Source organism: Pseudomonas sp. YuFO20, from assembly GCF_035064975.1.
Classification (GTDB): domain Bacteria; phylum Pseudomonadota; class Gammaproteobacteria; order Pseudomonadales; family Pseudomonadaceae; genus Aquipseudomonas; species Aquipseudomonas putida_AE.
The window spans coordinates 68,583-94,544 of record NZ_JAXDEO010000006.1; the positions used below are offsets into that span (position 1 = coordinate 68,583).

The 25,962-nt window shown below is 58.7% G+C and carries 32 protein-coding genes and 1 tRNA gene; 13 read left to right on the forward strand and 20 right to left on the reverse strand.

All coding sequences use genetic code 11. The features are described 5' to 3' along the window. The first annotated feature begins 1 nt into the window (after position 1). Positions 2–358: a hypothetical protein gene (locus SOP85_RS05175; protein ID WP_323626296.1), complete on the forward strand. Its 357-nt coding sequence runs from the start codon at positions 2–4 to the stop codon at positions 356–358. A gap of 81 nt (positions 359–439) precedes the next feature. Then, complete coding sequence (locus SOP85_RS05180) at positions 440–778, forward strand: hypothetical protein (protein WP_323626298.1); 339 nt, start codon at positions 440–442, stop codon at positions 776–778. On the opposite strand, the gene SOP85_RS05185 is transcribed toward SOP85_RS05180, so the two are convergent. Continuing rightward, positions 779–1,531: a DUF4145 domain-containing protein gene (locus SOP85_RS05185; protein ID WP_323626300.1), complete on the reverse strand. Its 753-nt coding sequence runs from the start codon at positions 1,529–1,531 to the stop codon at positions 779–781. It lies immediately after the preceding gene. Positions 1,532–1,646: 115 nt separating this feature from the next. On the opposite strand from SOP85_RS05185, the gene yejK reads away from it, so the two are divergent. Further along, positions 1,647–2,654 carry a nucleoid-associated protein YejK gene (gene yejK, locus SOP85_RS05190; RefSeq protein ID WP_323626301.1) on the forward strand — a complete coding sequence of 336 codons (1,008 nt, stop codon included), beginning with the start codon at positions 1,647–1,649 and terminating at the stop codon, positions 2,652–2,654. 40 nt (positions 2,655–2,694) lie between these two features. Here yejK and SOP85_RS05195 read toward each other — a convergent pair whose 3' ends face one another. After that, the gene (locus SOP85_RS05195; RefSeq protein ID WP_323626302.1) at positions 2,695–3,198 is read right to left on the reverse strand and encodes a hypothetical protein; all 504 of its coding nucleotides are present in this window, start codon (positions 3,196–3,198) and stop codon (positions 2,695–2,697) included. Between the two features lie 98 nt (positions 3,199–3,296). Here SOP85_RS05195 and SOP85_RS05200 point away from each other — a divergent pair, with 98 nt between their 5' ends. Next, positions 3,297–4,160, forward strand: a complete 864-nt coding sequence (locus SOP85_RS05200) for a hypothetical protein (protein WP_323626304.1) — start codon at positions 3,297–3,299, stop codon at positions 4,158–4,160. Between the two features lie 3 nt (positions 4,161–4,163). On the opposite strand, the gene SOP85_RS05205 is transcribed toward SOP85_RS05200, so the two are convergent. Next, a complete protein-coding gene (locus SOP85_RS05205; protein WP_323626305.1) occupies positions 4,164–4,544 on the reverse strand; it encodes a hypothetical protein in 381 nt (126 codons plus the stop codon). Between the two features lie 100 nt (positions 4,545–4,644). On the opposite strand from SOP85_RS05205, the gene SOP85_RS05210 reads away from it, so the two are divergent. The 6 genes from SOP85_RS05210 (at position 4,645) to SOP85_RS05235 (ending at position 10,075) form a co-directional block, all read left to right on the forward strand. Continuing rightward, positions 4,645–5,568, forward strand: coding sequence for a DNA cytosine methyltransferase (locus SOP85_RS05210; RefSeq protein WP_323626307.1), 924 nt, complete (start codon positions 4,645–4,647; stop codon positions 5,566–5,568). A 389-nt stretch (positions 5,569–5,957) separates the two neighbouring features. Then, a complete protein-coding gene (locus SOP85_RS05215) occupies positions 5,958–6,545 on the forward strand; it encodes a hypothetical protein (protein WP_323626308.1) in 588 nt (195 codons plus the stop codon). Between the two features lie 1,054 nt (positions 6,546–7,599). Then, positions 7,600–7,845 carry a hypothetical protein gene (locus SOP85_RS05220; RefSeq protein WP_323626309.1) on the forward strand — a complete coding sequence of 82 codons (246 nt, stop codon included), beginning with the start codon at positions 7,600–7,602 and terminating at the stop codon, positions 7,843–7,845. Continuing rightward, positions 7,842–8,567, forward strand: coding sequence for a hypothetical protein (locus SOP85_RS05225; protein ID WP_323626310.1), 726 nt, complete (start codon positions 7,842–7,844; stop codon positions 8,565–8,567). The genes SOP85_RS05220 and SOP85_RS05225 overlap by 4 nt, the downstream gene beginning before the upstream one ends. A gap of 39 nt (positions 8,568–8,606) precedes the next feature. After that, positions 8,607–9,026, forward strand: a complete 420-nt coding sequence (locus SOP85_RS05230; protein ID WP_323626311.1) for a hypothetical protein — start codon at positions 8,607–8,609, stop codon at positions 9,024–9,026. After that, positions 8,912–10,075: a tyrosine-type recombinase/integrase gene (locus tag SOP85_RS05235; protein WP_323626353.1), complete on the forward strand. Its 1,164-nt coding sequence runs from the start codon at positions 8,912–8,914 to the stop codon at positions 10,073–10,075. Before SOP85_RS05230 ends, SOP85_RS05235 begins: the two co-directional genes overlap by 115 nt. Positions 10,076–10,153: 78 nt before the next feature. Here the strand turns inward: SOP85_RS05235 and SOP85_RS05240 are convergent. The 9 genes from SOP85_RS05240 to thrS form a co-directional block, all read right to left on the reverse strand. Further along, positions 10,154–10,230: transfer RNA gene (locus tag SOP85_RS05240), tRNA-Pro, on the reverse strand. An 89-nt stretch (positions 10,231–10,319) separates the two neighbouring features. Beyond that, complete coding sequence (locus SOP85_RS05245; RefSeq protein ID WP_003179985.1) at positions 10,320–10,676, reverse strand: MerR family transcriptional regulator; 357 nt, start codon at positions 10,674–10,676, stop codon at positions 10,320–10,322. Continuing rightward, positions 10,657–10,959, reverse strand: coding sequence for an integration host factor subunit alpha (ihfA, locus tag SOP85_RS05250; RefSeq protein ID WP_002553164.1), 303 nt, complete (start codon positions 10,957–10,959; stop codon positions 10,657–10,659). The genes SOP85_RS05245 and ihfA overlap by 20 nt, the downstream gene beginning before the upstream one ends. A gap of 3 nt (positions 10,960–10,962) precedes the next feature. Continuing rightward, positions 10,963–13,344: a phenylalanine--tRNA ligase subunit beta gene (gene pheT, locus SOP85_RS05255; RefSeq protein WP_323626313.1), complete on the reverse strand. Its 2,382-nt coding sequence runs from the start codon at positions 13,342–13,344 to the stop codon at positions 10,963–10,965. Positions 13,345–13,370: 26 nt separating this feature from the next. Continuing rightward, on the reverse strand, positions 13,371–14,387 hold the full coding sequence (gene pheS, locus SOP85_RS05260) for a phenylalanine--tRNA ligase subunit alpha (RefSeq protein WP_007905876.1): 1,017 nt from the start codon (positions 14,385–14,387) through the stop codon (positions 13,371–13,373). 109 nt (positions 14,388–14,496) lie between these two features. After that, positions 14,497–14,853 (reverse strand): 50S ribosomal protein L20, encoded by a 357-nt coding sequence (rplT, locus tag SOP85_RS05265; RefSeq protein ID WP_007905879.1) that lies wholly within the window; start codon positions 14,851–14,853, stop codon positions 14,497–14,499. 28 nt (positions 14,854–14,881) lie between these two features. After that, positions 14,882–15,076: a 50S ribosomal protein L35 gene (rpmI, locus tag SOP85_RS05270; RefSeq protein WP_002553160.1), complete on the reverse strand. Its 195-nt coding sequence runs from the start codon at positions 15,074–15,076 to the stop codon at positions 14,882–14,884. A 60-nt stretch (positions 15,077–15,136) separates the two neighbouring features. After that, positions 15,137–15,688, reverse strand: a complete 552-nt coding sequence (gene infC, locus SOP85_RS05275) for a translation initiation factor IF-3 (protein ID WP_172435703.1) — start codon at positions 15,686–15,688, stop codon at positions 15,137–15,139. Further along, positions 15,688–17,610: a threonine--tRNA ligase gene (thrS, locus tag SOP85_RS05280; protein ID WP_046815517.1), complete on the reverse strand. Its 1,923-nt coding sequence runs from the start codon at positions 17,608–17,610 to the stop codon at positions 15,688–15,690. The genes infC and thrS overlap by 1 nt, the downstream gene beginning before the upstream one ends. A 373-nt stretch (positions 17,611–17,983) precedes the next feature. Here thrS and SOP85_RS05285 point away from each other — a divergent pair, with 373 nt between their 5' ends. Together SOP85_RS05285 and SOP85_RS05290 are read left to right on the forward strand one after the other, a co-directional pair. Next, positions 17,984–18,286, forward strand: a complete 303-nt coding sequence (locus tag SOP85_RS05285; protein WP_323607504.1) for a hypothetical protein — start codon at positions 17,984–17,986, stop codon at positions 18,284–18,286. 292 nt (positions 18,287–18,578) lie between these two features. Then, on the forward strand, positions 18,579–18,791 hold the full coding sequence (locus SOP85_RS05290) for a cold-shock protein (protein WP_003179963.1): 213 nt from the start codon (positions 18,579–18,581) through the stop codon (positions 18,789–18,791). A gap of 71 nt (positions 18,792–18,862) precedes the next feature. Here SOP85_RS05290 and SOP85_RS05295 read toward each other — a convergent pair whose 3' ends face one another. Both SOP85_RS05295 and SOP85_RS05300 read right to left on the reverse strand, forming a co-directional pair. Continuing rightward, a complete protein-coding gene (locus SOP85_RS05295) occupies positions 18,863–19,180 on the reverse strand; it encodes an I78 family peptidase inhibitor (protein ID WP_274076533.1) in 318 nt (105 codons plus the stop codon). Positions 19,181–19,348: 168 nt separating this feature from the next. Beyond that, positions 19,349–19,654 (reverse strand): hypothetical protein, encoded by a 306-nt coding sequence (locus tag SOP85_RS05300; protein WP_274076534.1) that lies wholly within the window; start codon positions 19,652–19,654, stop codon positions 19,349–19,351. Between the two features lie 133 nt (positions 19,655–19,787). Here SOP85_RS05300 and SOP85_RS05305 point away from each other — a divergent pair, with 133 nt between their 5' ends. Continuing rightward, the gene (locus tag SOP85_RS05305; protein WP_274076535.1) at positions 19,788–19,997 is read left to right on the forward strand and encodes a hypothetical protein; all 210 of its coding nucleotides are present in this window, start codon (positions 19,788–19,790) and stop codon (positions 19,995–19,997) included. Positions 19,998–20,015: 18 nt separating this feature from the next. Here the strand turns inward: SOP85_RS05305 and SOP85_RS05310 are convergent, their stop codons facing one another. The 6 genes from SOP85_RS05310 to SOP85_RS05335 are packed head-to-tail and all read right to left on the reverse strand — an operon-like array spanning position 20,016 to position 25,912. Continuing rightward, entirely contained in the window at positions 20,016–21,032 is a 1,017-nt protein-coding gene (locus SOP85_RS05310) for a nucleoside hydrolase (protein ID WP_323626314.1), read from the reverse strand. Beyond that, the gene (rbsD, locus tag SOP85_RS05315; RefSeq protein WP_274076537.1) at positions 20,984–21,388 is read right to left on the reverse strand and encodes a D-ribose pyranase; all 405 of its coding nucleotides are present in this window, start codon (positions 21,386–21,388) and stop codon (positions 20,984–20,986) included. The genes SOP85_RS05310 and rbsD overlap by 49 nt, the downstream gene beginning before the upstream one ends. Continuing rightward, positions 21,385–22,302, reverse strand: a complete 918-nt coding sequence (rbsK, locus tag SOP85_RS05320) for a ribokinase (protein WP_323626316.1) — start codon at positions 22,300–22,302, stop codon at positions 21,385–21,387. Before rbsK ends, rbsD begins: the two co-directional genes overlap by 4 nt. Positions 22,303–22,361: 59 nt before the next feature. Then, positions 22,362–23,381 carry a LacI family DNA-binding transcriptional regulator gene (locus tag SOP85_RS05325; protein ID WP_274076539.1) on the reverse strand — a complete coding sequence of 340 codons (1,020 nt, stop codon included), beginning with the start codon at positions 23,379–23,381 and terminating at the stop codon, positions 22,362–22,364. Positions 23,382–23,384: 3 nt separating this feature from the next. Beyond that, positions 23,385–24,362, reverse strand: a complete 978-nt coding sequence (locus SOP85_RS05330; protein ID WP_323626317.1) for an ABC transporter permease — start codon at positions 24,360–24,362, stop codon at positions 23,385–23,387. Beyond that, positions 24,359–25,912 carry a sugar ABC transporter ATP-binding protein gene (locus tag SOP85_RS05335; protein WP_323626318.1) on the reverse strand — a complete coding sequence of 518 codons (1,554 nt, stop codon included), beginning with the start codon at positions 25,910–25,912 and terminating at the stop codon, positions 24,359–24,361. The genes SOP85_RS05330 and SOP85_RS05335 overlap by 4 nt, the downstream gene beginning before the upstream one ends. Positions 25,913–25,962 lie beyond the last annotated feature (50 nt).

Below are 25,962 nucleotides of genomic sequence, written 5' to 3' on the forward strand. Positions count from 1 at the left end.
CATGGACCAAGCAATCGATGAAGCCGCAAAGCGGCAAAGTGGACTGGAAGCGGCGAAAGCTGCCTTCTTTGCATCCGGGGGTCAGGCACAGCTGATTCCAACAGGCCTCGGCAAGGACAGCCCTGGCGTCGATCAAATCCCGAAGCCGGCCTACGGCTATCGGAGCATCGAGGCGCCGAAGACCAAGCGCGGAAGACTCATCAGCGCCGACGAAAAAGCCGCTCTGGCCGCTCAACTGGTGGAGTGCAAAGCGGCCGGCATGACGCGGTACAAGGCCAGCAAGCACCTCGGCATTAGCGAAACGCTATGCCGCCGGCTGATCGCCGATTACTCACTCGACTTCCCGGCATCAGCCTGATGCGCAGGATGGCACGCGTGCAACAACGCAAACGACAAGCCTGGCTGGCATTGCCGGCCAGCGGCATCGAAGAGGTATCCCATGGCTGTCGCGCAGAAAGATCGATCAGCAAAGACGGCTGCGAGGCGAAAGGCTCGCGGAGAGGAAGAAATCCGGCTGCATTGCATGGCTGGCACCCGCCAGGCCCTGGCTGAGCTGATGGCCTGGAGTGGAATTGAGGAACAAGGCGAGGCCATCACGCTGATGATTCACCACCTGCACGGCTTGGGCCCTGGCGGGGCCCCGCCCCTGCTTGGGCCCCCACGACACGTTATTGAGGTATCCCAAAACGTGTCGCAGGCTTTTCACCGGAAGAGCCTGCTGATGATCCAGCAGGATCCGGGGGATGAAGTAGTCGGCCCAATCCAGCGCGAACGATAGTCAGTCTTTAAAACCACGCAATCTAACCGGGCCTTTGTGCTCATTAATGGCCTTGGCTAGCTCTTGAATCTTCCGCTTCCGGTCGCTGTAGACCTCTTCGATTAGAAGGTTCATCAAATTGAAGGTGTCCTCAGCATCCGCATGAGTAATGATCGATTTCGAATGACTTCCATCATTACCCTGCCAACGAATAGCGTCCAAGAGATTCCTCTCAGCGGAATCTTCTGGAAGGCTCTTGATACGGCTCGCCAATGAAACGAATTCACCTACGCGAGCCTCGGCGACGCCAAGTGAAGTCAGCACCTCCTCTGCGGCCATACGCAGAGAATTGCATGATGCTCCAGGATGGGCGTAGAACAGCGCAGCCGCGGAGTCGACGCTCTGCTTCACCTCTCGCGGGGTAGCTTGAGGGTATTCGATGAAGCGCAGAGCCGGGAAGAAATACTTCGGCCGGTACTTTACAACCCACTGCCTAGACCAGTTTTCATGCTCGTCAACATCGATTTCCTCGTCGACATAACCGTCACCACTGACGAGAACAGTCTCGAGGCACTCCTTGCACTCTAAGGTAAGACTGAAAACGTACTCATCCCAGTCTGGCTCCCAGTCCTCTGAGCCGTCATTCCTTTTAGTCGCAGCGTTTGAGTCAGATACAAAAGCTTTTTTTGATAACTTCGATTTTCCGCAAGAAGGGCACGGATATTCAGGAACGTCTTCTTTAGCAAACTCCCTGATGAAAACTTCCGGTTTCACAATTATCTCCTTAACCCGGCCCCATGCCGGACACACCGTAATACCCCATCCCAAACCAAATTGCCACCATGCCGCATCCGGTCACGGAGGGCGGCGCCTACCCGAGGTACTCGCAATGCCCGTTCTTCACAGCGTTATCCACAAGATCGACAAGAAGCCCGACGGTAACCCTGCAATTCTGCATCGCAGCGACGCAGAGCTGGTCGAGAGCCAGGCTCGGGACGACCTGACGCACCAGTTCAACGAAAGCTACAACGCTAAGGCCGGCAAGGCCTGGGGTTTCTTTCACGCCGAATCAGGTGCCTACCCGTTCAGTGGATGGCTCGGCAAGTACCTGGCCGGCAGCGAAGGATTCGTTTCCTTCAGCGACAACGCCGTTGAGCACCTGGTGAAGCTGATGGAAGAGTCGAATCTCTCAGTCGGTGGCAACGCCTTGTTCTGCCACTACCAGCAGGGCCTGACCGACTACCTGATCATTGCCATGGTGCAAGATACAGAAGCGGTTGTCATGACCGACGCGCTCACGCTGCTACCCGTCCGGCGCCTGGATATGGATCACATTCACCTGGCGGCCCGAATCAACCTTAGCGAGTGGAAGAGCAATCCCGCGTCACGGCAGTACATATCGTTCATCAAGGGCAAGAATGGGCGCAAAGCAAACGATTACTTCCGCGACTTCATAGGCTGTCAGGAAGGTGTCGACGGCCCGGGCGAAACCCGCACCCTGCTCAAGGCGTTCAGCGACTTCGTGGAAAGCGAAGACCTGGGGGAAGAGTCGGCCCGCGAGAAGATTCACGCCTTGGTCAGTTACTCCATGGCCCAGGCCAAGCTGGGCGAGCCAATAACCATCGACGAGCTGTCAGAGCTGATCAATGAAGACCAGCCGAAGGTGTTCGCCGACTTCATCCGCGACAAGGACTACGGCCTGTCGGCCACAATCCCCGCCGACAAGAAGACCCTGAACAAATTCAGACGCTTCACCGGTCGCGCCGAGGGGCTGTCGATCAGCTTCGAGCAACACCTGCTCGGCTCAAAAATCGAATTCGACAAAGACGGCGGCACGTTGACTCTTCGTGGGCTGCCCTCCCAGCTCAGCGAGCAGCTCAAACGCGCGACTATCTGATCAGGCCGTAATGACCAAATACTGAAGCTGGAGTCTAATTTTAAACACGCGCTCGAAGAGCCTGCAAATTGAACGACGAAGCATAGATAAGCTTGCTTGCTTCCTTGATAAAAGCATGTTCCTTTTTTGCAGATTCCTGATCCAGTAAGCCATGGCATAAACTTTCTTTTTGCAGGGCCACCTCTAAGGTTGATCGCACCTTGAGAACCTCATTTAGAATTTTTTCGTTGGGAAGCGTCAGTAAATCGATTGACATAAAAGATGCAAGACTGCTTTCAACGTAAGCAACATCCTCAGCACTTCTTGAGTTCGGAGAAGCTTTTGCGTGCAGGCGTTCGACTGCGAGAGCTGCGTTGTCTGCCATTGAAATGAGTCCTGAGATTACAACTCTCTCATGCTCCTTTCTGTCTTTTTTTGCTCTTCTTGATTCGCCCCTTGCAAGATAAATGGCAACGAGTATTGCTGCTACCGAGCCTATCGCTTGCACCCAAGAAGCCAGGCCCGGGTGATGCTCGATCCAGTAAAAAACGCACTCCCAGTTCATTACCTTCTCCCTGTCCGGCCCCATGCCGGGCCGAACACAAATACCCCACTTCAACGAATCACGCCAGCCGGCGAGGCAATCGGCTGTCTGGAGCAGTTATGAATCCCTATTTGATCACGGGTCCGGCCCAGATCGGCATCAGCGGTGGTCGCACCAGCGGGCACATGGTCTACAAAATCCTCGAAGCGCATGGCGGCGCCCTACCGGAAGACGTGCACCTGTTCTTCCAGAACACCGGCAAGGAGCGCGAGGAAACGCTGATCTTCATCGATCAGATTTCCAAGCGCTGGAACGTGAACATCGTCTGGATGGAGTGGTGCCGCGTGTACGGCCAGCCGGATGATGCGCCCTGGTACAGGCTGGTGGACTTCGAAACGGCCAGCCGCGACGGCGAACCATTCACCATGATGCTCGAGTATTACGCCGCGTACCGGAAGGCAGAGAAGAACCTGTCACCGGTGCTGCCCAACTTCTCCAACAACATGTGCACCGCGTATCTGAAGATCAAGATTGGCGAAAAGCACATGCGCTCGCTGGGTTACGAGGAGTGGGACTGCGTGATCGGCATCCGCAAGGATGAGCCCGGACGCTACCAGCGGATGATGGCCGCCAACGCAAAGGGCGGCACTCGCTGGGACAACGTTTGCCCCTCCTATACCGCAGGCATCACGAAGGAAGACGTCGCCGCATTCTGGCAGGCGCAGGCCTTTGACCTCGGCATGGACTCCGACCTGGGCAACTGCGACCTCTGCTGGAAAAAAGGTGAGGACAAGCTGTTCAAGGCAATTCAGGCCGAGCCGGAACGGGTGATTTTCTGGTCTGGCGCCGAGGAAAGGTTCAACCAGGTCTTTCGCATGGACCGCCCGAAGTACTCTCACTTGGCCTGGTACGCGGAAAATTACAAGGGCCAGATGGATGCGTTTGGCTATTCCGAAGACATCGACTGCTTCTGCGGCGATTGAGTTTCAGCCATGTCTGAAGGGAATGTCGCCGTAACCCCAAATTATTGTTCCGATCAAAGTTAAAACAAATGACATCTGCTCTATCCGGTTTAAGTTTGGCTGGTACTCCGCCAACACGGTAATCGCATACAGGTCTCCCCAAGTACCTGGTTTGTGTAGGTTTCTTGAGGCTGCTATCGATAGGGTTGCGGCAAGCAGTGAAAAGATTGTGGTAATCGATCCGCTTCTTTGAAACCAAGTCGCCTGTGATTCCCCGACAGGAACCCAAGGTACGAACAGCGCTATTAATGGCGCCACCGCTGCGACGCCAAGCATCGTAAAGCCGCCCCAGCAATACGGATTGGTGGCCCTACGAAGCGCCTGCGTTGTATCGACCTCCGACATAAATCTCCCCTTTCTTAGAGTGCTGTTGATTGCTCGCTGAACTCTAGTTGATCTCTCTCCACTATCCACCACCCGGGCACTACCCGGCATAGGACGCTCAATGCCTACAGCAATCGATTTGTTCGCCGGTCTCGGCGGATGGTCAACCGGTGCCCGCAATGCCGGTATCGACGTAATCTGGGCCGCCAATCACTGGCCTGTCGCCGTCGAGTGGCACAGCGCTAACCACCCGAATGCAATTCACATCTGCCAGGACCTGCACCAGGCGGATTGGTCGAAGGTTCCTGCCCACGACATCATGCTCGCCTCGCCGTGTTGCCAGGGGCATTCGAAGGCGCGCGGCAAGAAGTCTGGGAACGCTCAGCACGACGCATCGCGATCAACAGCCTGGGCGGTTGTGTCGGCTGCCGAGTTCCACCGGCCGGAAGTGGTGCTGGTCGAGAACGTCGAAGAGTTCACAGCCTGGGCCTTGTACCCCGCGTGGTCGCAGGCAATGGCTGCGCTCGGCTACATGATCGCGCCCCATGTTGTCGATTGCGCCGATCTCGGCGTGCCTCAGCACCGGGTGCGCCTGTTTCTCGTCTGCACCAGGAGTAAAGCACCGCTGAACCTTCAGCTTCACCAGCGTCGGCATGTCCCAGCCTCATCGTTCATTGATTTCGACGCAGGTAAGTGGAGCAAGGTCGAGAAGCCTGGACGAGCTGAATCGACGCTGCTCCGCGTGAAGAATGGCCGGGAGCGCTTCGGTGAGCGATTCATCATGCCCTACTACGGATCCGGCTCGGGCCTGACCGGTCGCAGCCTGGATAGGCCGATCGGCACCATCACGACGCTAGACCGGTGGGCCTTGGTGCGCGGCGATGAGATGCGAATGCTCTCTGCCAACGAAGCACTGGCCGCTATGTCGTTTCCGGCGGATACAAAGCGGCCGGACAATCATCGTTTGACCATGCACATGGCCGGCAACGCGGTACCTCCGCTGGCTGGTCAGCGTGTCATTGAGGCTTTGCTTAAAGCCGCTTGATCGGCAATACCGACGGGCCAATGTGGCCGGCACGCCTTCAGAACGGAGGAAGGTCGGCGATCTGCCTGCCAGGAATACACTGCTCCTCTGTCAGCGACCCATTGCCATCGGGAATTATCAATCCTGCGCCAACGGGGGCACCTGACATACGGAAGACTAGGTGAAAATTATCTCCACCCTCTATTAGTCCCAATACCTCAGCTACGGAAAAGTCACGCGACTCTGCGGAGACCTGGGGCAAAGTGTTGGCCACGTGGCCATGTGTTTCTTGCCCCTGGATCGCAATCAACTTTCCGTCTTTGTCATGTCTAGCTGCAGTAACGCTGTAAATAGCCATCGCAATTACCTCCCCATGAATCGTTAACTATAGCTACCCATGAGGTATCCCCATGCCCACAGAAAACAAACCGGCCGAGCAGCTACCGAGCTTGGCGACCGGCGCCGACCTCGATGCAGCGACCTGGACCGACTTCGTAGAACGCCTTCGCCATGACTGCAACGGTGCCGGCGTCAAATGGCACCACACAGCGGCCGCGCTTTTCACCGTACAGACCAAGCGAATCGATTACGGCTTCGAGCCGGACTATGCCGAAGGCCTGGTCATGTGCCTTGAAGATCAATCGTGGTTCACCCCGGTTGAATATTGGGAGGACCTCGACGAAGACGAGCAGGCTGAGATAAACCGGGCCACTCAAGAAAGCGTCGAGTGCGATTTCCTTGAGCTTGATGAAGATGACCAGTGGGAGTTCCTGGCCGAACTCGACGACCACACCGTCACCGGCTGGAACAAGCGCTGGGAGATAGTGAACAGCCACTTCACCAAGGACGCCGCGGAGGCATTTATCAGGCGCAAGCAGCACGACTACGGCGAAATGCGCGTCTACGTCGAGTCGCAGTATTACGCCTGGGAGTTTGAAGCCATCAAGGCGGCGATTCTCGACGGCACGCTGACCTACACGCCGAAGGTTGCAGCATGAAGCGCACCTACCTCCGCTGGCCAATGAACGGCCTGAGAGCTCACCCAACTCTGGCCTAGCAATCCGTGCCTGGTAAAGAGCCAGAGCTGGGAGAGTGGCCACATGATATCAAATGGATCCAATCCTGTATTTAGGCTGAAAGCCTAATCGACACGGTAGTACTAACTACCCCACTCCCCCTTCAAAGTCAGCCGCTATAGCGGCAAGGACCAGCCATACCTGAGAAGCTATTTTGGTCTGTTAGCTCTTAAGAAAGAAATAGGCCACTGCTAGGACGCCACAAAATATTACGGCCAATACAACCCTTCGAAGAACGGTGCAGAGCCAATCTGCGCGACGAAGCAGCCATGTTGCTAAACAACCCGCGACAATAGGACCGATGAAATACCACTCTTTCTCTAAAGCACCCGCGAGATACAACCTCCAGAACAAAAAACCTGCAACAACCCATCCGACTAGTGTTGAAAATTTTTTATTACTCGAAAGTATTCCGACTGTATCCGAATCCGTAATGATGCGATCGCCGGGGGGAGGCAAAGGACGCTCAGGAATCTTGCCATCCTCATAGCTACCGATTCCTTGGCAGACGGAGCACTGAAACTTTGGTTCCATCACCCCATATCCGACCTTCCCTGTTCCATTACAGTACGTGCAATGCACCCACATTTTCGCACCTGTCCTTCCACCGCGTGGTGGGCAGTAGACGCCTGGGATTAGCACCGAGAATGCACCTGAAGCGATCCGGCGCTAATTGCTCACTCCTGAATCTTAATCCATCTCAACCTATCTCCAGAGAAGTGCGTCAGCGATGTCCTACTCGACCAGAAGGTAACGCCATGATCGCCCTCGCCTGGTTCGCCTACGTGTATTGCTACAAAAGGCCGCGGTGATAGGGGTTCACCCCGCCAGTTACCTTCAGGGGAGAAAGCGTGTGCGCAACTGGCGAGGTGAACCAATAAACCTTAGTTCAGCCACTCAGCCTGCCTAACACCCCTCATCTGATTTCCCAAATCCACCTACCAGCCTGCCGGTATACGGCGGGCGAGGACTGCGCGTGAATATTTACCGATACACCTTCGCAGCCGTCTGCCCGGCCGACGGCGAAATGATCATCTACAAGCTGGAAGTTCGGTCGCCGAAGTTGATCCACGTCGAACACATCAAGGCCGCGACCGCGATCATCAAGAAAGGCTGGCACGAACAGATTGCCGATCGCCTATCTGAAACGCTGGGCGGTGATCAAACAATCGTCGCCACCCACCAGGGCATCGAGATCGAAACAGTGAGGCTCAGCGGATGATCGCTTATCACGGGACGCCAATTGGCGGCACGCGGCAAGACGGCGCCCGGTTCCTTGCCGGCCGGCACGCCCTCGTGCCGTTCCCGCGCCAAGACGACATGGGCGTTGTCGCCGACGTTTGCCAGTCGTTCGTCTTCGACAACGGTGCGTTTTCGGTCTGGAAGAAAGGCGGCAAACTTGACGTCGACGGATACACCCGTTGGGTTGAGCAATGGCATAGGCACCCGGGTTTCGATTGGGCGCTGATCCCCGATGTCATCGATGGGGACGAAGCCGCGAACGACGCACTGCTGTTGGCATGGCCGGCGGAGTTGCGCGGCGTACCGGTTTGGCATCTGCATGAATCCCTCGAGCGTCTTGCTCGCCTGGCTGCTCACTGGCCAACGGTGGCAATTGGCAGTTCCGGCCAGTGGGCTAGCCCAGGAACGTCAGCATGGTGGAAGCGGATCGGCTCAGCTATGGACGCCATCTGCGACGACCAAGGTCGGCCCGCTTGCCGCCTCCACGGTCTGCGTATGCTCGACCCAGCGATCTTCCAGCACCTGCCATTCGCCTCGGCTGACTCCACAAACGCAGCAGTCAACGGCGGCAGCATCAGCCGTTTCGGAATGTACGCCCCGCCTACCGCCGGCCAGCGCGCAAACGTCATTGCGGATCGCATCGAAGCGCACAACAGTTCGCCCATCTGGCAACGAGAAACCCAGGCCGAGATGGCCGTCTAATCCACCACCTTCTACCGCCACGCGCGGCATGGAGCATCTATGTCTGCAGAACTGGCGCAGGCGCCCTCCCGGCCCCGGCGCGAAAGCATCCTTCCCCGTTTCATTCGTGCCGGTGCTGCGCCTATATACCTGGGCATGTGTCGCGCCGAATTCGACAAAACCGTTCGCCCATATGTCAGCGAGTTCCCCATCGGCGAACGGGGTGTCGGCTTCGACCGTCAGGAACTGGATGACTGGGCAACGGCGTATGTCGAGGCCAAAGCAATTGATAAAAAACGCGCCCCGGAGCAACAATTGCCCCGCAGCGAGCGCCTGAAAGGAGATAAATCATGGCGCGAAAATCGATCACAGGCCTCTCCGAGAGGAAAGGCATCTGGCATATCGACAAGAAAATCAACGGAGAACGACTTTACGAAAGCACTGGAACTGGTGACAGGGAAGAAGCGGAACGCTACCTGATTTTCAGGCTGGAGCAGATCCGCCAGCAGAAGGTGTATGGCGTAAAGAAGGTGAGGATCTGGCGGGAGGCGGCGACTCGCTTCCTGCTGGAATTCAAGGACCAGCCTTCAATCAAGTTATCGGCACACCACCTTTCTCAGCTGGACCCGTTCATTGGCGATATACCGCTCACCCACATTGATGACGAAGCCCTGGTGCCCTTCATCAAGGACAGGTTGGCGACCAAGAAGCTCGAGGACGGCAAGGTAAAGAAGGGTGTAAGCAACAGAACGGTGAATATCTCGATCGAGCGTGTGGTTCGGGTTTTATCGTTGTGTGCCAGGAAGTGGCGAGACGATGAGCGCAGGCCGTGGCTGGATAGCGTGCCAATGCTCACGAAATTGGAAGAGAAGAAGTCGAGCCGCAAGCCCTACCCGATGTCCTGGCAAGAGCAGTCGATTCTATTTGCGGAATTGCCGGCTCACCTGCAAACGATGGCGCTGTTCAAGGTGAACACCGGCACCCGGGAGCAGGAGGTCTGCAAGCTGCGATGGGATTGGGAAATCTCGGTACCGGAACTCGGCACGAGTGTATTTCTGATCCCTGCTGATTTTGGCGGCAGACACGAACGGTCCGGCGTGAAAAACGGTGATGAGCGCCTGGTCGTGCTCAACAACGTGGCCAAGTCGATCATCGAGCAGCAGCGCGGTCTGAGCAAGGAATGGGTTTTTCCCTACAACGGTACCGCGATGCACCGGATGAACGACTCGGCCTGGAAGAAGGCGCGGGTGAGAGCGGCGAAACTCTGGCAGGAGGAAAATCTTCGCCTCGCTCACCCAGGTTATGCATCCATAAGGATCCACGACCTCAAACACACGTTTGGCCGTCGGCTACGCGCAGCAGGCGTCACCGAGGAAGACCGGAAGGCGCTTCTGGGCCACAAGAACGGCAGCATCACCAGTCACTACTCGGGCGCAGAGCTCGGGCACCTGATTGAAGCTGCGAACATGGTATCAGCAACCGATTCGCGTGGACCGGTCCTGACAATCTTGAAGAGGAAGCAGGCGTGAAAAATCGAGAAGTCACGCAAAAGTCACGCACATGAAAAAGCCCAACTCGCGAAAGTTGGGCTAAGTCATTGAAAAATATGGTCGGGACGGAGTGATTCGAACACTCGACCCCTAGCACCCCATGCTAGTGCGCTACCGGACTGCGCTACGCCCCGACTAGGCGTGTATCCTGTTCCTCACCTCGAGGAACGCTCAAGAATATATCGCAAGCTTTTGAAAACTGGAAGTATTTAAAAGCAGAAATTTATTTCTTGAGGACAACCAGGACATCTTCGAGCTCGGCAATCATCTGCCGGATCATTTGTTTGTACTGGGTGGTGTCGTCTTTGGCTTCATCGCCGGACAGGCGCAGGCGTGCGCCGCCGATGGTGAAACCCTGATCGTACAGCAGCGCGCGGATCTGCCGGATCATCAGCACGTCCTGGCGCTGATAATACCGGCGGTTTCCGCGGCGTTTGACGGGGTTGAGTTGAGGAAACTCCTGCTCCCAGTAGCGCAGCACGTGTGGTTTTACCGCACACAGCTCGCTGACTTCACCAATGGTGAAGTAGCGTTTGCCTGGGATGACGGGAAGCTCGTCGTTATGACTTGGTTCCAGCATAAGCCTCAACTCGGGCCTTCAACTTCTGCCCTGGACGAAAGGTGACCACACGGCGAGCCGTGATCGGGATTTCTTCCCCCGTTTTCGGGTTGCGGCCAGGCCGCTGGCGTTTGTCCCGAAGGTCGAAATTGCCGAAACCGGACAATTTGACCTGCTCGTTGTCTTCGAGAGCGTGCCTGATTTCCTCGAAAAACAGTTCGACCAATTCCTTGGCTTCCCGCTTGTTCAGGCCCAGCTCTTCATACAGACGTTCCGCCATCTCAGCTTTCGTCAAAGCCCCCATACGTCACTTCCTTAACGTGGCGTCCAACCTTTGTTCGAGCGAGGTGAGGATATTTTGCGTCGTGGAATTCACCTCATCGTCATTAAGAGTGCGCGATGGATGCTGCCAGGTCAAGCCAACTGCAAGGCTTTTTCTATCAGGATCAATGCCTTTACCCTGATACACGTCAAATAGCCTGAGGTCTGTCAGCCATTCGCCTGCATTTTCACGGATTACGTCCAGTACTGCCGCGGCCGCAACATCTTTGTGAGCAATCAATGCAAGGTCACGACGCACTTCAGGAAAGCGCGACAACTCGTGGAATTTAGGCATTTTACCCGAGGCCACTTCCGCCAGGACCAGCTCGAAAACGAAGACTGGACGGTCCAGACCCAGGGTTTTCGACAGTTCCGGGTGGATGGCGCCGACGAAACCGACCAGACGACCTTCTCGCTCGATGCGCGCGGTTTGACCCGGGTGCAACGCAGGGTGTTTGCCCGGCACGAAAGTGAAGGCATCCAGCGCACCGGCAAAGCCCAGCACCGCTTCCACGTCAGCCTTGACGTCGAAGAAGTCGACGGTATCGCGACCCTGTGCCCAGCCTTCCGGCAGGCGGCTGCCGCAGACGACACCGGCCAGCATCGGCTCTTGCTTCAGGCCTTCCAATTGGCCGACGAAACGCAGGCCGCTTTCGAACAGGCGAACGCGATCCTGCTGACGGTTCAGGTTGTGCTGAAGCGCCTTGACCAGGCCTGGCCACAGGGACGAGCGCATGGCGGCCATGTCGTTCGAGATCGGGTTGGCCAGCAGCAACGGCTCGACACCTGGATTGAACAGCTCGAACTGTTTTGGATCGATGAAGCTGTAGGTGATCGCTTCCTGGTAACCACGGGCGACCAGCAGGCGACGCAGTTCAGGCAGGTCGCTACGGGCTTCAGCCTTGGCTTGCGGCGCCAGGCGCGCTTGCGGGTAACGAACCGGCAGGCGGTTGTAGCCGTACAGGCGGGCCAGCTCTTCGATCAGGTCGACTTCCAGGCTGATGTCGAAGCGATGGCTTGGCACTTCTACGCGCCACTGCCCTGCCCCGTCGGTAGAAACGGTCAGGCCCAAGCCGTTGAGCAGGCGCTCGACTTCGGCCGAATCCATTTCCATGCCCAGCATCTGGGTGATGCGCTGGGCACGCAGGGTGACCGGGGCAATCTTCGGCAGGTGCTGTTCGCTGACGGTCTCGATGATCGGGCCGGCTTCGCCACCGGTGATTTCCAGCAGCAGGCCAGTGGCGCGCTCCATGGCTTCACGGGCCAGTTGCCAGTCCACGCCACGCTCGTAGCGGTGCGAGGCATCGGTGTGCAGGCCATAGGAACGGGCCTTGCCAGCGACGGCGATCTGATCGAAGAACGCGCTTTCGAGGAAGATGTCGCGGGTGGTCGCGGTGTTCACACCGCTGTGCTCGCCACCCATGACGCCGGCGATGGCCAGGGCGCGGGTGTGGTCGGCGATCACCAGCGTATCGCTACGCAGGCTGACTTCCTGACCGTCGAGCAGTACCAGCTTCTCGCCTTCTTCCGCCATGCGCACGCGGATGCCGCCATTGATTTCGGCAAGGTCGAAGGCGTGCAGCGGTTGACCCAGCTCCAGCATCACATAGTTGGTGATGTCGACGGCAGCGTCGATGCTGCGCACGTCGCCACGACGCAGGCGTTCAACCATCCACAGCGGCGTTGGCTTGGTCAGGTCGACGTTGCGAATCACTCGGCCCAGGTAACGCGGGCAGGCAGCCGGCGCCAGGACTTCGATCGAACGCACTTCGTCGTGCACGGCAGGCACGGCAGGTACCACCGGACGGGTGACTTCAGCGGCATACAGCGCACCGACTTCGCGGGCCAGACCGGCCAGGGACAGGCAGTCGCCACGGTTCGGGGTCAGGTCGACCTCGATGCTGGCATCGTCCAGTTTCAGGTATTCACGAATGTCCTGACCAACCGGCGCATCGGCCGGCAATTCCATCAGGCCGTCGTTGCCTTCGCCCACTTGCAGCTCGGCTTGCGAGCACAGCATGCCGTTGGACTCGACGCCCCGCAGCTTGGCTTTCTTGATCTTGAAGTCGCCCGGCAATTCGGCACCGATGGTGGCGAACGGGATCTTCAGGCCCGGGCGCACGTTTGGCGCGCCGCACACCACCTGGAAAGTTTCCGAGCCGTTGCTGACCTGGCACACGCGCAACTTGTCGGCGTCCGGGTGCTGTTCGGTGCTCAGCACCTCGCCCACGATGACGCCACTGAATTCACCGGCGGCCTGCGTAACGCTATCGACCTCAAGACCGGCCATCGACAGACGGGCAACCAGCTCGTCGCGACTTACCTGCGGGCTTACCCAGCCACGCAGCCATTGTTCACTGAATTTCATCCTGCTCTCCTAAGAATTCGTTACGACTAGCGAAATTGCGCGAGGAACCGCAAGTCGTTGTCGAAGAACAGACGCAAGTCGTTCACGCCGTAACGCAGCATGGCCAGGCGCTCGACGCCCATGCCGAAGGCGAAGCCCGAAAACTCTTCCGGGTCGATCCCGGACATGCGCAGCACGTTCGGGTGAACCATGCCGCAGCCCATCACTTCCAGCCAGCCGGTCTGCTTGCAGACGCGGCAGCCTTTACCGCTGCACATCACGCATTCCATGTCGACTTCGGCCGATGGCTCGGTGAACGGGAAGTAGGAAGGACGGAAACGCACGGCCAGTTCTTTTTCGAAGAACACCCGCAGGAATTCTTCGATGGTGCCTTTGAGATCGGCGAAATTGATGTCGCGATCGACCAGCAGGCCTTCGACCTGGTGGAACATCGGCGAGTGGGTGATATCCGAGTCGCTACGGTACACACGGCCTGGGCAGACGATGCGGATCGGCGGCTGTTTCGACTCCATGGTGCGGACCTGTACCGGCGAGGTATGGGTGCGCAGCAACATGTTGGCGTTGAAATAGAAGGTGTCATGCATCGACCGGGCCGGGTGATGGCCTGGGATGTTGAGTGCTTCGAAGTTGTGGTAGTCGTCTTCGACCTCAGGGCCTTCGGCAATGCCGTAGCCGATATGGGTGAAGAACTGTTCGATACGTTCCAGAGTGCGCGTAACCGGATGCAGGCCACCCGAGGTCTGGCCGCGGCCAGGCAGGGTCACGTCAATGGACTCGGCAGACAGTTTGGCGGCCAGGTCGGCCTCTTCAAACAGTGCCTTGCGGGCATTGAGAACCTCTGTGACACGCTCCTTGGCAACGTTGATCAGGGCGCCGACTTGCGGACGCTCTTCTGCCGGCAAATTCCCCAGGGTCTTCATCACCTGAGTCAACTCGCCCTTCTTGCCAAGGTAGTGAACCCGGATTTGCTCCAGGGCATTGATATCTTCAGCGCTTTGCACAGCCTCTAGTGCTTGAGAGACGAGCGCATCCAGGTTTTCCATGTACAGACTCCAGATACAAAATAGGGGAAGAGCTTGAAGGCTCTTCCCCTATTTATGACGTTTAACACCTGGCCCCACGGAGGTGAGGCCGGGTGACTGTCGGGGGTACTTAAGCCAAGGTGGCTTTAGCTTTCTCGACAATCGCAGCAAACGCCGCTTTTTCGTTCACTGCCAGATCAGCCAGAACCTTACGGTCGATCTCGATGGACGCTTTTTTCAGGCCGGCGATGAAACGGCTGTAGGACAGACCGTTGATACGAGCACCAGCGTTGATACGAGCGATCCACAGAGCGCGGAACTGACGTTTTTTCTGACGACGGTCACGGTAGGCGTATTGGCCTGCCTTGATTACCGCTTGCTTGGCAACACGGAATACGCGGGAGCGTGCGCCGTAGTAGCCTTTAGCAAGTTTCAGAATTTTTTTGTGACGCTTACGGGCAATGACGCCACGCTTTACACGAGCCATGAGTTACTTCCTCTATTCTTGACTAAAATTAACGAAGGCGCAGCATGCGCTCGACTTTTGCCACGTCAGACGGATGCAGCAAGCTGCTACCGCGCAGTTGACGCTTACGCTTGGTCGACATTTTGGTCAGGATGTGGCTCTTGAAAGCGTGCTTGTGCTTGATACCGTTAGCAGTTTTCAGAAACCGCTTAGCAGCACCACTTTTGGTCTTCATTTTTGGCATGTTCGGATACTCCGCATTCAGTTGATAAACATAATCAGAAGGCCTGCCGTGCCCTGTTGATTACTTCTTCTTTTTCGGGGCGATGACCATGATCAGCTGGCGTCCTTCCATCTTAGGATGCTGTTCGACCGAACCGTACTCGAGCAAGTCACCTTCAACTCGCTTGAGGAGTTCCATCCCCAGCTCCTGGTGGGCCATCTCACGGCCGCGGAATCGCAAGGATACCTTGGCCCTGTCCCCGTCACTCAGGAAACGTACCAGGTTGCGCAGTTTTACCTGGTAATCCCCTTCCTCCGTCCCTGGACGAAACTTGATTTCTTTAACCTGGATCTGCTTCTGGTTTTTCTTGGCCGCAGCAATCTGCTTCTTCTTCTCGAAGATCGATTTGCCGTAGTCCATCAGTTTGCAAACAGGTGGTACTGCATCGGCGGAAATCTCCACCAGATCCAGTTTGGCCTCTTCAGCCTTAAGAAGCGCGTCTTCAATTGACACAATCCCGAGCTGTTCACCTTCAGCCCCAATTAACCGAACCTCGCGTGCCGAGATATTCTCGTTGATCGGGGCTTTCGGTGCAGTTCGTTTATCTTGTCTCATTTCACGCTTAATAATAATTACTCCGAATCTTGGCGACCACGCCGGGAAACCGCTTGCGCGAGGAACTCAGCGAACTGGGCGACGGGCATCGAGCCCAGGTCAGCACCTTCACGAGTACGCACAGCGACAGTCTGCATCTCGACTTCCCGATCTCCGATAACCAAGAGATAAGGAACCTTGAGCAAAGTATGCTCGCGGATTTTAAAGCCGATTTTTTCATTTCTCAAGTCAGACTTGGCACGAAACCCGCTTTCGTTGAGAGTTTTTTCCACTTCGGCGGCAAAATCTGCCTGCTTGTCAGTGATATTCATGATCACTGCCTGGGTCGGAGCCAGCCACGCAGGGAATGCACCCTCGTAGTGCTCGATCAGGATTCCGACGAAACGTTCGAAGGAGCCCAGGATCGCCCGATGCAACATCACCGGATGCTTGCGGCTGTTGTCTTCGGAGACGAATTCGGCACCCAGACGGACAGGCAGGTTAAAATCGAGCTGCAGGGTACCACATTGCCAGACACGGCCAAGGCAATCTTTTAGCGAGAACTCGATCTTCGGACCGTAGAACGCACCTTCACCCGGCTGCAGATCGTACGGCAAGCCAGCACTATCAAGGGCTGCAGCCAGTGCAGCTTCAGCGCGATCCCACAACTCGTCGGAACCGACGCGTTTTTCCGGACGAGTGGACAGCTTCATCTCGACGTCTTTAAAGCCGAAATCGGCGTAGACGTCCATGGTCAGCTTGATGAATGCCGCGGATTCGGCCTGCATCTGCTCTTCGGTGCAGAAGATGTGGGCGTCGTCCTGAGTGAACGCACGTACGCGCATGATGCCGTGCAGCGCACCCGATGGCTCGTTACGGTGGCAGGCACCGAATTCGGCCAGGCGCATCGGCAACTCGCGGTAGCTTTTCAGGCCCTGGTTGAACACCTGCACGTGGCAAGGGCAGTTCATTGGCTTGATCGCGTAGTCGCGGTTTTCCGACTGGGTCGTGAACATGTTGTCGGCGTAGTTGGCCCAGTGCCCGGATTTCTCCCACAGGCTGCGGTCAACGACCTGTGGAGTCTTGATCTCCAGGTAACCGTTGTCGCGCTGCACCTTGCGCATGTACTGCTCGAGCACCTGGTACAGGGTCCAGCCGTTCGGGTGCCAGAACACCATGCCCGGCGACTCTTCCTGGGTGTGGAACAGGCCCAGACGCTTGCCGATCTTGCGGTGGTCGCGCTTCTCGGCTTCTTCGATGCGCTGGATGTAGGCCGCCAGCTGCTTCTTGTCAGCCCATGCGGTGCCGTAGACGCGCTGCAATTGCTCGTTCTTGGCATCGCCACGCCAGTAGGCGCCGGACAATTTGGTCAGCTTGAAGGATTTCAGGAAGCGGGTGTTCGGCACGTGCGGACCGCGGCACATGTCGACGTATTCTTCGTGATAGTACAGGCCCATGGCCTGCTCGTTCGGCATGTCCTCGACCAGGCGCAGCTTGTAGTCTTCGCCGCGGGCCTTGAACACTTCGATCACTTCGGCGCGCGGAGTGACTTTCTTGATCACGTCGTAATCTTTTTCGATCAGCTGCTGCATGCGCTGTTCGATGGCGGCCAGGTCGTCCGGGGTGAATGGACGCTCGAAGGCGATGTCGTAATAGAAGCCTTCGTCAATGACCGGACCGATGACCATCTTGGCCGTCGGGTACAGTTGCTTCACCGCGTGACCGACCAGGTGGGCGCAAGAGTGGCGAATGATCTCCAGCCCCTCTTCATCCTTTGGCGTGATGATTTGCAGCGTGGCGTCGCTGCTGATGGTGTCGCTGGCGTCGACCAGCTTGCCGTCGACCTTGCCCGCTACGGTGGCCTTGGCCAGGCCGGCACCGATTGATGCGGCGACCTCGGCTACGGAAACCGGGTGATCGAATGAACGTTGACTGCCGTCGGGAAGAGTAATAGTTGGCATGGCGCCTCCTCTCCTAGTGGTGACCCCTACCAAAGGTCACGTGGGTTGGGATGAGCCAGTACAAGATCCGATCCAGGCCATTCAATGACGAACGCCTGCCTTACAGCGGCAGGAGCCTTGCGGCCAACCGGGAAATCGAACCAGAGTGACTGGGATTCAAATCAGGGTTATTCGGGCATCTGCCGCGGCCGGGACTGAAGGTCGACCGGCGCCTGCGAACGCCCGAGCCAGGCATGCTAGCACAGATGAACGGTCGTGGCGGTGAAGAGGTTTTCTGGCGGGGCAAATCCGTTGTTTTATGCCAGAGTGCTGAACTTGAACCGCGCTTTACCCCTCAGATAACAAGACATTGACCCACAAGGAGCATCCCAGCATGCGTCTGAATCGTTTGTTCGCAGTCATCGCCCCAGTCGTTCTCCTGCTGCCGCTGGCCGCCCATGCGGACTGGCCCAAGGGCGAGCGGCAGAAGTACATGGCGCAGTGCGTGCCTGCGGCCGCGGAGAAGATTGGCACGCCGGCCGCGAAATCCCACTGCGCCTGTGGCGCCGACGCTATCAAGTCGTACCCGGCCAGCGATATTCAGGCTTTGATGAACAACACCGCAAGTGATGATCTGAAGAAAGCGGCCCTGGACAAAATTGCTAAATGCAAGGCCACCAGCAAAGAGGCGAAATGACCCCTTCCCAGCGCTTTCGAACCTTGATTTGCCGGTAAAAAGCCGCCCAATCAGCCCCTTTCCTACAATTTATTCAGGTTTTACAGCTTTTTTTATTGCCTTCACTTTCGGCTGAAAGCCTTATAAACCGGGGCTTTCAGCCCCACAAGCGAACAAAGAATGTGCGACTGTAGGGCAAACAACCGCTGTGGGGGGCTCCCAAAGCGAACATTTCGACTATGATACTCGGGTGTGCCCAGTTGGCCTGAGCAGCACAGTACTACTGAAAATATATGTTTCTTGGAGATACACCATGTCTAATCGCCAAACCGGCACCGTTAAATGGTTCAACGATGAAAAAGGCTTCGGCTTCATCACTCCTCAAGGTGGCGGTGACGACCTGTTCGTACACTTCAAAGCTATCGAAAGCGACGGTTTCAAAAGCCTGAAAGAAGGCCAGACTGTTTCCTTCGTGGCTGAGAAAGGCCAAAAGGGTATGCAAGCTGCTCAAGTTCGCCCAGAGTAATTTCCAGGCGCACTAAAAAAACCCCGTCCATGTGACGGGGTTTTTTATGGGCGACACATAAGCCTGATCGATCAGCCGCAGTTGACGCGGGTGACGACCCGATTGGCATCGGTGTTGAGGTTCAGGCGGTCGGAGCGGTATTCCAGCGTGATCATGTCGTTAGGCTGCAGGAACCGTGCGTTCTGCGCGCCGGCACGGGTGCGTGCCTGCTCCAGCAGCTCAGGCGACGCCTGTTTGCCGATGGTGAATTCGGCCGCTTTGGCCTCGCAACGGCTATGACCTGACTCCGTGGTAGTGGCTGGGTCAGTCGGCTCGGTGGTGGCCGTGCTGCAACCGACCAGCATGGCAGCAGCCAGCACAGTACCCAATGACGCGAGCTTCCAAGGCATGACGCCTCCTTATTTCAATGATTTAGCTGAATTCTTGCGACCGCCAATGCGGCGTTTGGTTTCACGGGCGAGCCCAGGCATCCCGTCCTTAAACACGGACAAACGACAAGTTTGCCTGAGCAGCGCCCTGCCCTTCACCTTTCAATCGTGACGGGATATGAACGGCTCTCAGTAGACGTCGATGTAGTCAAAAGCCGGTTTTGGCCAGTTCTGCTTCAACGCATTGTAGATCTGCATGACCCAGACTTCATCACTGGCCGCCACCCGCCCGACATAACCTGACCCCTTGGCCCAGGTCTCCAGGCGAAACAGCAAGCCGTCGATATCGGTGCCACCCACGACCCCCGATGAAATATAGGCGATGCCGCCCTTGGTCACGCGCAATTGCGTGTGCTCATCGTCGCTGGCTGCAGCCAGCAACTGACGCACTGTTTCAAGGGTCAAGCCGCCGGGAGTGTTCAAATCGATCTGCACAGCGCGGTCCTTGAATAATTGTCAAAGACCAAGTGTCGCATAGCCCTGCGCTCATGCCTAAGTCGCAGTGCCAAAAGCGCCATAAAGTGATTAACTCGACACTCACAATTTTCCCTGACTCTCGAGCCCTACCATGACCACCGTGAGCATCGACGCCGACATCAAGATCAAATGGCCGGACGGCCATATTTCTTACAGCCCCGGCAGCCCGGAAGAGCTGGCCATCATCGGCATTGACCTGCTGGTCAAGGACCTGGGCACCGAAGCGGCTCGGTCTTTCATCGACCAGATTTTCGAAAAACACTCGAACAATCATGGTGCCGGGCAAACGCAGCGAGGGTGAGCCCCCAGGGTTCGAGCGCTACTTCAGACGCGCCAGGCGCTCGGTCAACAGATCGAAGAATCCCTGGGCGTCACCGCTTTCAACCCAGAAAGCGTTCTTCGGCGCCTTGAGGCTGTCATACCAGTCGACGATGGTCTGGCCAAACGTCGGACCCTCGCGACTGTCGACCACCACATTGACCGAGCGGCCACTGAACAGCGCCGGCTTGAGCAGGTAGGCGATGACGGTGGCGTCATGCACCGGACCACCGGGAATGCCATAGCGCGCCATGTCACCGCCGATGCATTCATTCAGGATGTCGCCCACCAGCTTGCCGGCCTTGTTGTTCAACGCCGCAATCCGCTCCAGGCGCGCGTCATTGGTGAGGATCTTGTGGGTCACGTCCAGCGGCAGATAGACCAGATTCACGCCACTCTTGAGCACCACCTCGGCAGCGTGCGGATCGGCGAACAGGTTGAATTCCGCCACCGGCGTAATGTTACCGCCGTTGAAGTGCGCACCGCCCATGATCACCACTTCCTTGATGCCCCGAACGATCCCAGGCTCGCGCATCAGCGCCAGGGCAAGGTTGGTCTGTGGCCCCAGCATGGCGATGGTGATGCTCTGGGGCCTGGCGGCCAGCAGCGTGTCGATCAGGAAGTCGATCGCGCTGCCCTCGGCCAGACCCTTCTTCGGCTCATGGACCGCGACGCCCGGCAAACCTTCTTCGCCGTGGACGTGCTCGGCATAGATCGGCGTGCGTTTCAGCGGCTTCGGCGCCCCGGCATACACCGGCACCGCTTCGCACCCGGCCCACTCAAGGGCAAGCCGGGCATTGCGCGAGGTTTTGTCCAGGCGCACGTTGCCGGCGACCGTGGTCAATGCGCGCACGTTCAATTCCTGCGGCGATGCCAGGGCAAACAGCAAGGCAATCACATCGTCGGCACCGGGATCGGTATCGATGATCAGGTCGATCGGTTGTGGTGCCTGGTTTGCGCTGATCGGGATCAAAACGTCACCCCGGCAACCAGCACGATGTTGCAGTAAGGCTGACATTCGCCGGTCCGCACGATCGCTCGCGCCTGACGACTGAGAACCTTGAACTGTTCATGGCTGAGCAATTCGCGCCGCCCCAGCGCACCCTCGACTTCCAGTGCGTCCAGGACCGCCAGTGCCGGCGGCTGCCGGTCGAGGATCTCCTGCGCCAGCACATGGCTTTCGACCTGCATTTCGCTGAGCACGACTTTCAGGGTGCTGACAAAATCCGGAATGCCCTGGGTCAGGGCCAGGTCGATCAACTCGACACCGGGCGGTACCGGCAGGCCCGCATCGCCGATCACCACAGTGTCGCCATGCCCCAGGGAGGCGATCAGCCGCGACAGCGCGACATTGAGCAAAGGAGTCTTTTTCATGGTGTTTTAAACGCCTGCACATCGGCCAGGGTGGGGATCGAGGGTTGCGCGCCAGCCCGGGTGACCGACAACGCAGCGGCGACCTGCCCGAACCGTATCGCCTGGGCTTCGCTCTGGCCGGCCACCAACGCTGCGGCAAAGCCACCCACGAAGGTATCGCCGGCCGCCGTGGTATCGAGCGCCTTCACGCTCGGCGCCGGGAAATGCTCAAAGCCTTTGCCATCGGCAAACAGCGAGCCTTGGGCGCCGAGGGTGATGATGACCTTGCCGGCGCCCATCTCGATCAGGCGAGTGGCCGCAGTCTGCGCCGATTGCAGCGAGTCCACCGGCAAACCGCTGAGCGCCGCCGCTTCACTTTCGTTGGGGATCAGGTAGTCGATGGACGCATACCAATCCGCCGGCAACGGTCGGCTGGCCGGCGCGGGGTTGAGGATCACGGTCTTGCCCAGTTCACGGGCGCGCTTGAGCGCATGACCGACCGTGGCGTCCGGCATTTCCAGCTGGCAGATGATCACGTCCGCCTCCTGCAGCACCGCATCGAAACAGCCGAGCACCGCCGGCGTCAGTGCGCCGTTGGCCCCGGCGACGATCACGATGGCGTTCTGGCTGTTGTCGTCGACCACGATCAACGCCACGCCACTGGTGCCCTGCACGGCGCTGACGGCCCGACAATCGATGCCCTCGTCCAGCAACGCCTGGCGCAACACCTGGCCATAGGCATCGCTGCCCACGCAGCCCACCATCGACACCTGCGCGCCGAGGCGCGCGGCCGCCACAGCCTGGTTCGCGCCCTTGCCGCCACAGACGGTCGCAAACGACTGGCCGATCAGTGTTTCTCCACCACGGGGCAAGCGCGGCGCCCGGGTCATCAGGTCCATGTTCAAGCTGCCGACTACCACTACTTTTGCTGACATTACATTGCTACTCATCAAGACGGTTTCAGCGCTGCTTTGGATTCAGCGGTACTTTTTGTTTATCGGTACTGCTCAAACACCCCAGCCAACGGCGCGGTGGATTCGCGCATGACGATGCTGGGGGTGACGATCCGTTGCTCGGTCGAAAGGGTCGGCGTGGCGATCCGGCGCAGCAGCACCCCCGCCGCCATTTCGCCCAACTGCAGGATCGACTGCCCCACGGTGGTCAAGGCCGGATAGACATAACGGCTCATCTGGATGTCGTCGAAGCCGATCACCGACAGGTCCGTGGGCACGCGGATATTGCGCTCGGCGGCGGCACGCAGCACGCCAAAACCGATCATGTCGTTGGCGGCAAAAATCGCGCTGGGCGGATTATGTTCCAGCAGCGTCGCGGCGGCGCTGTAACCACCGGTGCTGGTGAAATCGCTTTCCAGCATGCGCTCGGGCGCAACGCTGAGGCCTGCCTCTGCAAGGGCCCGGCAAAATCCGGCCAGACGCATCTGCGCCACACTGGTGGTCGCCGGGCCGCTGATGGTGGCGATATCCCGATGCCCCAACTCCAGCAGGTGCCGGGTGGCCAGGTAGGCGCCGTACTCGTGGTCGATGCGCACCAGGTCCGCATCGACGCCTTCGAGCGCGCGGTCGACGATCACCATCGGCGTGCGCACGTTCGCCAGGCCCTGGGCCAGCCCGCTGTCACCCCCGGCCGAGGCGACGATCAGCCCGTCGATGCGTTTCTCCAGCAGTACCCGCAGGTAGCTGCGCTGCTTGTCCGGGTTGTCGTCGGAATTGCACAGGATCACGCAATAGCCATTGCGCTCACAATAATCCTCGATGCCCCGCGCCAGCTCGGCGAAGTACGGGTTGAGGCTGTTGGGCACCAGCAGGCCGATGGTGGCCGTGGTCTTGGCCTTGAGTGACCGGGCCACGGCACTGGGTACGTAGTCGAGGGTCTTGATCGCGGCCTCGACCTTGACCCGCACTTCTTCACTGACCGGCCGGGTCTTGTTCACCACGTGGGAAACCGTGGTGTAGGAAATCCCCGCCAGTGCCGCTACATCCTTGATCGTTGCCATGACTCAGGTCCGCCGGTTTGCGCGTTGACTGCGATAAGTATCCAGCACCACCGCCACCACGATCACCGCGCCAGTGATGATGCGCTTGGTCGGCTCGGTGGCACCGATCTGCGCCAGGCCGGCCGCCAATACGGAAATGATCAGCACACCGAAAAAGGTGCTGATGACCGAGCCGCGCCCGCCCATCAGGCTGGTGCCGCCAATCACCACGGCAGCGATCACTTGCAGCTCCAGTCCGGAGCCGGCATTGGGGTCTGCCGCTTCCAGGCGCGAAATCTGGAACAGCGCGGCGATCCCGGCCAGCAGCCCCATCAGGCTGAACACCAGGATCTTGTAGGGTTTGGGGTTGATCCCCGCCAGGCGCACCGCTTCCTCGTTGGTACCGATGCCGATCAGGTAGCGGCCGAACACGGTACGGGTCAACACGGCCTGGGCGATGAAAATGATCAGCAAGGCAATGATGAACGACGGCGAGATCCCGAAGGCGATCGGATTGGACAGCCAGGCAAAGGCATCACCGATGTAGGCCGTGCGTGAACCAGTCATCTGGTAAGCCAGGCCGCGGGCCATTTCCAGCACGCCCAGGGACACGATGAACGACGGAATCCGCCAGGCCACGGTGATCGAACCGGTGACGGTCCCCGCCAGCGCGGCAGCCGCCATGCCGAGCAATGCCGCAGGCAGCACGCTCCAGCCCCAGCCGAGAATCGCCACGCTGACCGTCGAGGCGGCGAGCGCCAGCACCGAACCCACCGACAGATCGATGCCGCCGATGATCAGCACGAAGGTCATGCCGACCGCGAGTACCATCAAGTCCGGAATCTGGTTGGCCAGGGTGCTGAAGGTGCTGTAGGAGAGGAAATGGCTGCTCAGGAGCGAGAACAGCACGACCATGGCCAGCAAGGCACCGGCCAGCCCCAGGTAAGTGCCCAGCCCATAGAAATTGCCGCTGCGCTGGCCGGCCGAAGATGCGCTTTTCATTGAAGATCCTTTGGCGCTGCTTCGAAGAGCTGCGCATCACGTTTCTGGTAGCCGGCGAACGCGGCGGCAAGCAAATCATCCTGGGTCCAGCTGTCCCGCTCGAAGGTGTCGATCAGGCGCCCCGCAGAGAGCACGCCGATGCGGTCGCAGATCAACATCAATTCGCGCAGGTCACTGGACACCACCACCAACGCCTTGCCCTGGCGAGTCAGCTCGCCGAGCAGCGCGTAGATGTCGAACTTGGCGCCGACATCGATGCCCCGGGTCGGCTCGTCGAACAGCAGCACCGAGCAATCGCGCTCCAGCCAGCGACCGATCACCACTTTCTGCTGGTTGCCCCCGGACAACTCGGACACCAACTGCGCCGGCCCGGAACTGCGGATGCGCATGGCATCGATCTGACGCTGGGCCAACGCCGCCTCATCGCCCGGATTGACCAATCCACCGCTGGAAATACCCGGCATGTTCCCCAGCGCAATGTTCGCGCCGATCGATTGCGTCAGCAGCAGGCCCTCGCCCTTGCGGTCTTCGGTGATCAGGGCGATGCCATGCCCGACCGCGTCCACCGGAGAACGGATATTCACCACCTGCGCCGGTGAACCCAGGGCCACCGTGCCGCTGTCCGCGGTGTCGGCACCAAAGATCAACCGCAGCAACTCGGTGCGCCCTGCCCCGATCAATCCGGAAATGCCGAAGATCTCGCCGGCCCGCACTTCGAAGGACACGTCACGCACCTTGTCGGCGCGGGTCAGCCCCTTGACCGTCAACGCCGCCGCGCCGATGTCCCGAGGCCCCATGTCGAGGTGTTCGCCCAGCTCGCGCCCGACCATCAGCGTGACCAGTTGCTCACTGTTGTAGTTGGCCATCGGCTCGACACACACCAGGTTGCCGTCCCGCAGTACCGCAATGCGCTGGGCCACCCGAGCCAGTTCTTCGAGGCGGTGGGAAATATAGATGATCGACACGCCACGGGCCTGCAGGCGCGTGATCTGTTCGAAGAGCATTTCGACTTCACGGGCGGTCAGCATCGCGGTCGGCTCATCGAGGATCAGCACATGGCAATCGCCGATCAGGTTGCGCGCGATCTCGACCATCTGCTGGTGGCCGATGCCCAACTCACTCACCAGCGTGTCCGGGTCGATGGCGTCGAGCCCGACCTGAGCCATGGCCTCGAGCGCCGCCTGGCGCAGTTGCTTGCGGTTGATCCAGCCAGCGGTGCTGGGCAGCTTGTGCAGAAACAGGTTTTCCGCCACCGACAGGGTCGGCAACAGATTGAGCTCCTGCATCACCATGCGGATGCCCAGGTCTTCGGCCTGGGTGCGGCTGCCCGGGCGGTAATCCTGACCCTGAAACTGCATCTGCCCGGTGGTCGGTGTGACCAGCCCGCCGATGATCTTCGACAGCGTGCTTTTGCCAGCGCCGTTCTCGCCGGTCAGGGCCAGCACCTCGCCGCGCATGAGCGTGAGGTCGATGCCGGCCAGGACCGGCTGGGCGTAAGTCTTGCCAATGCCACTGACCGAGAGGACAGCGTGCGGGGCGCTAACGGACATAAAACTCTCCAGGCGCTCGCCGGAACGGGCGAGCGTCATTGTGCCGGCGG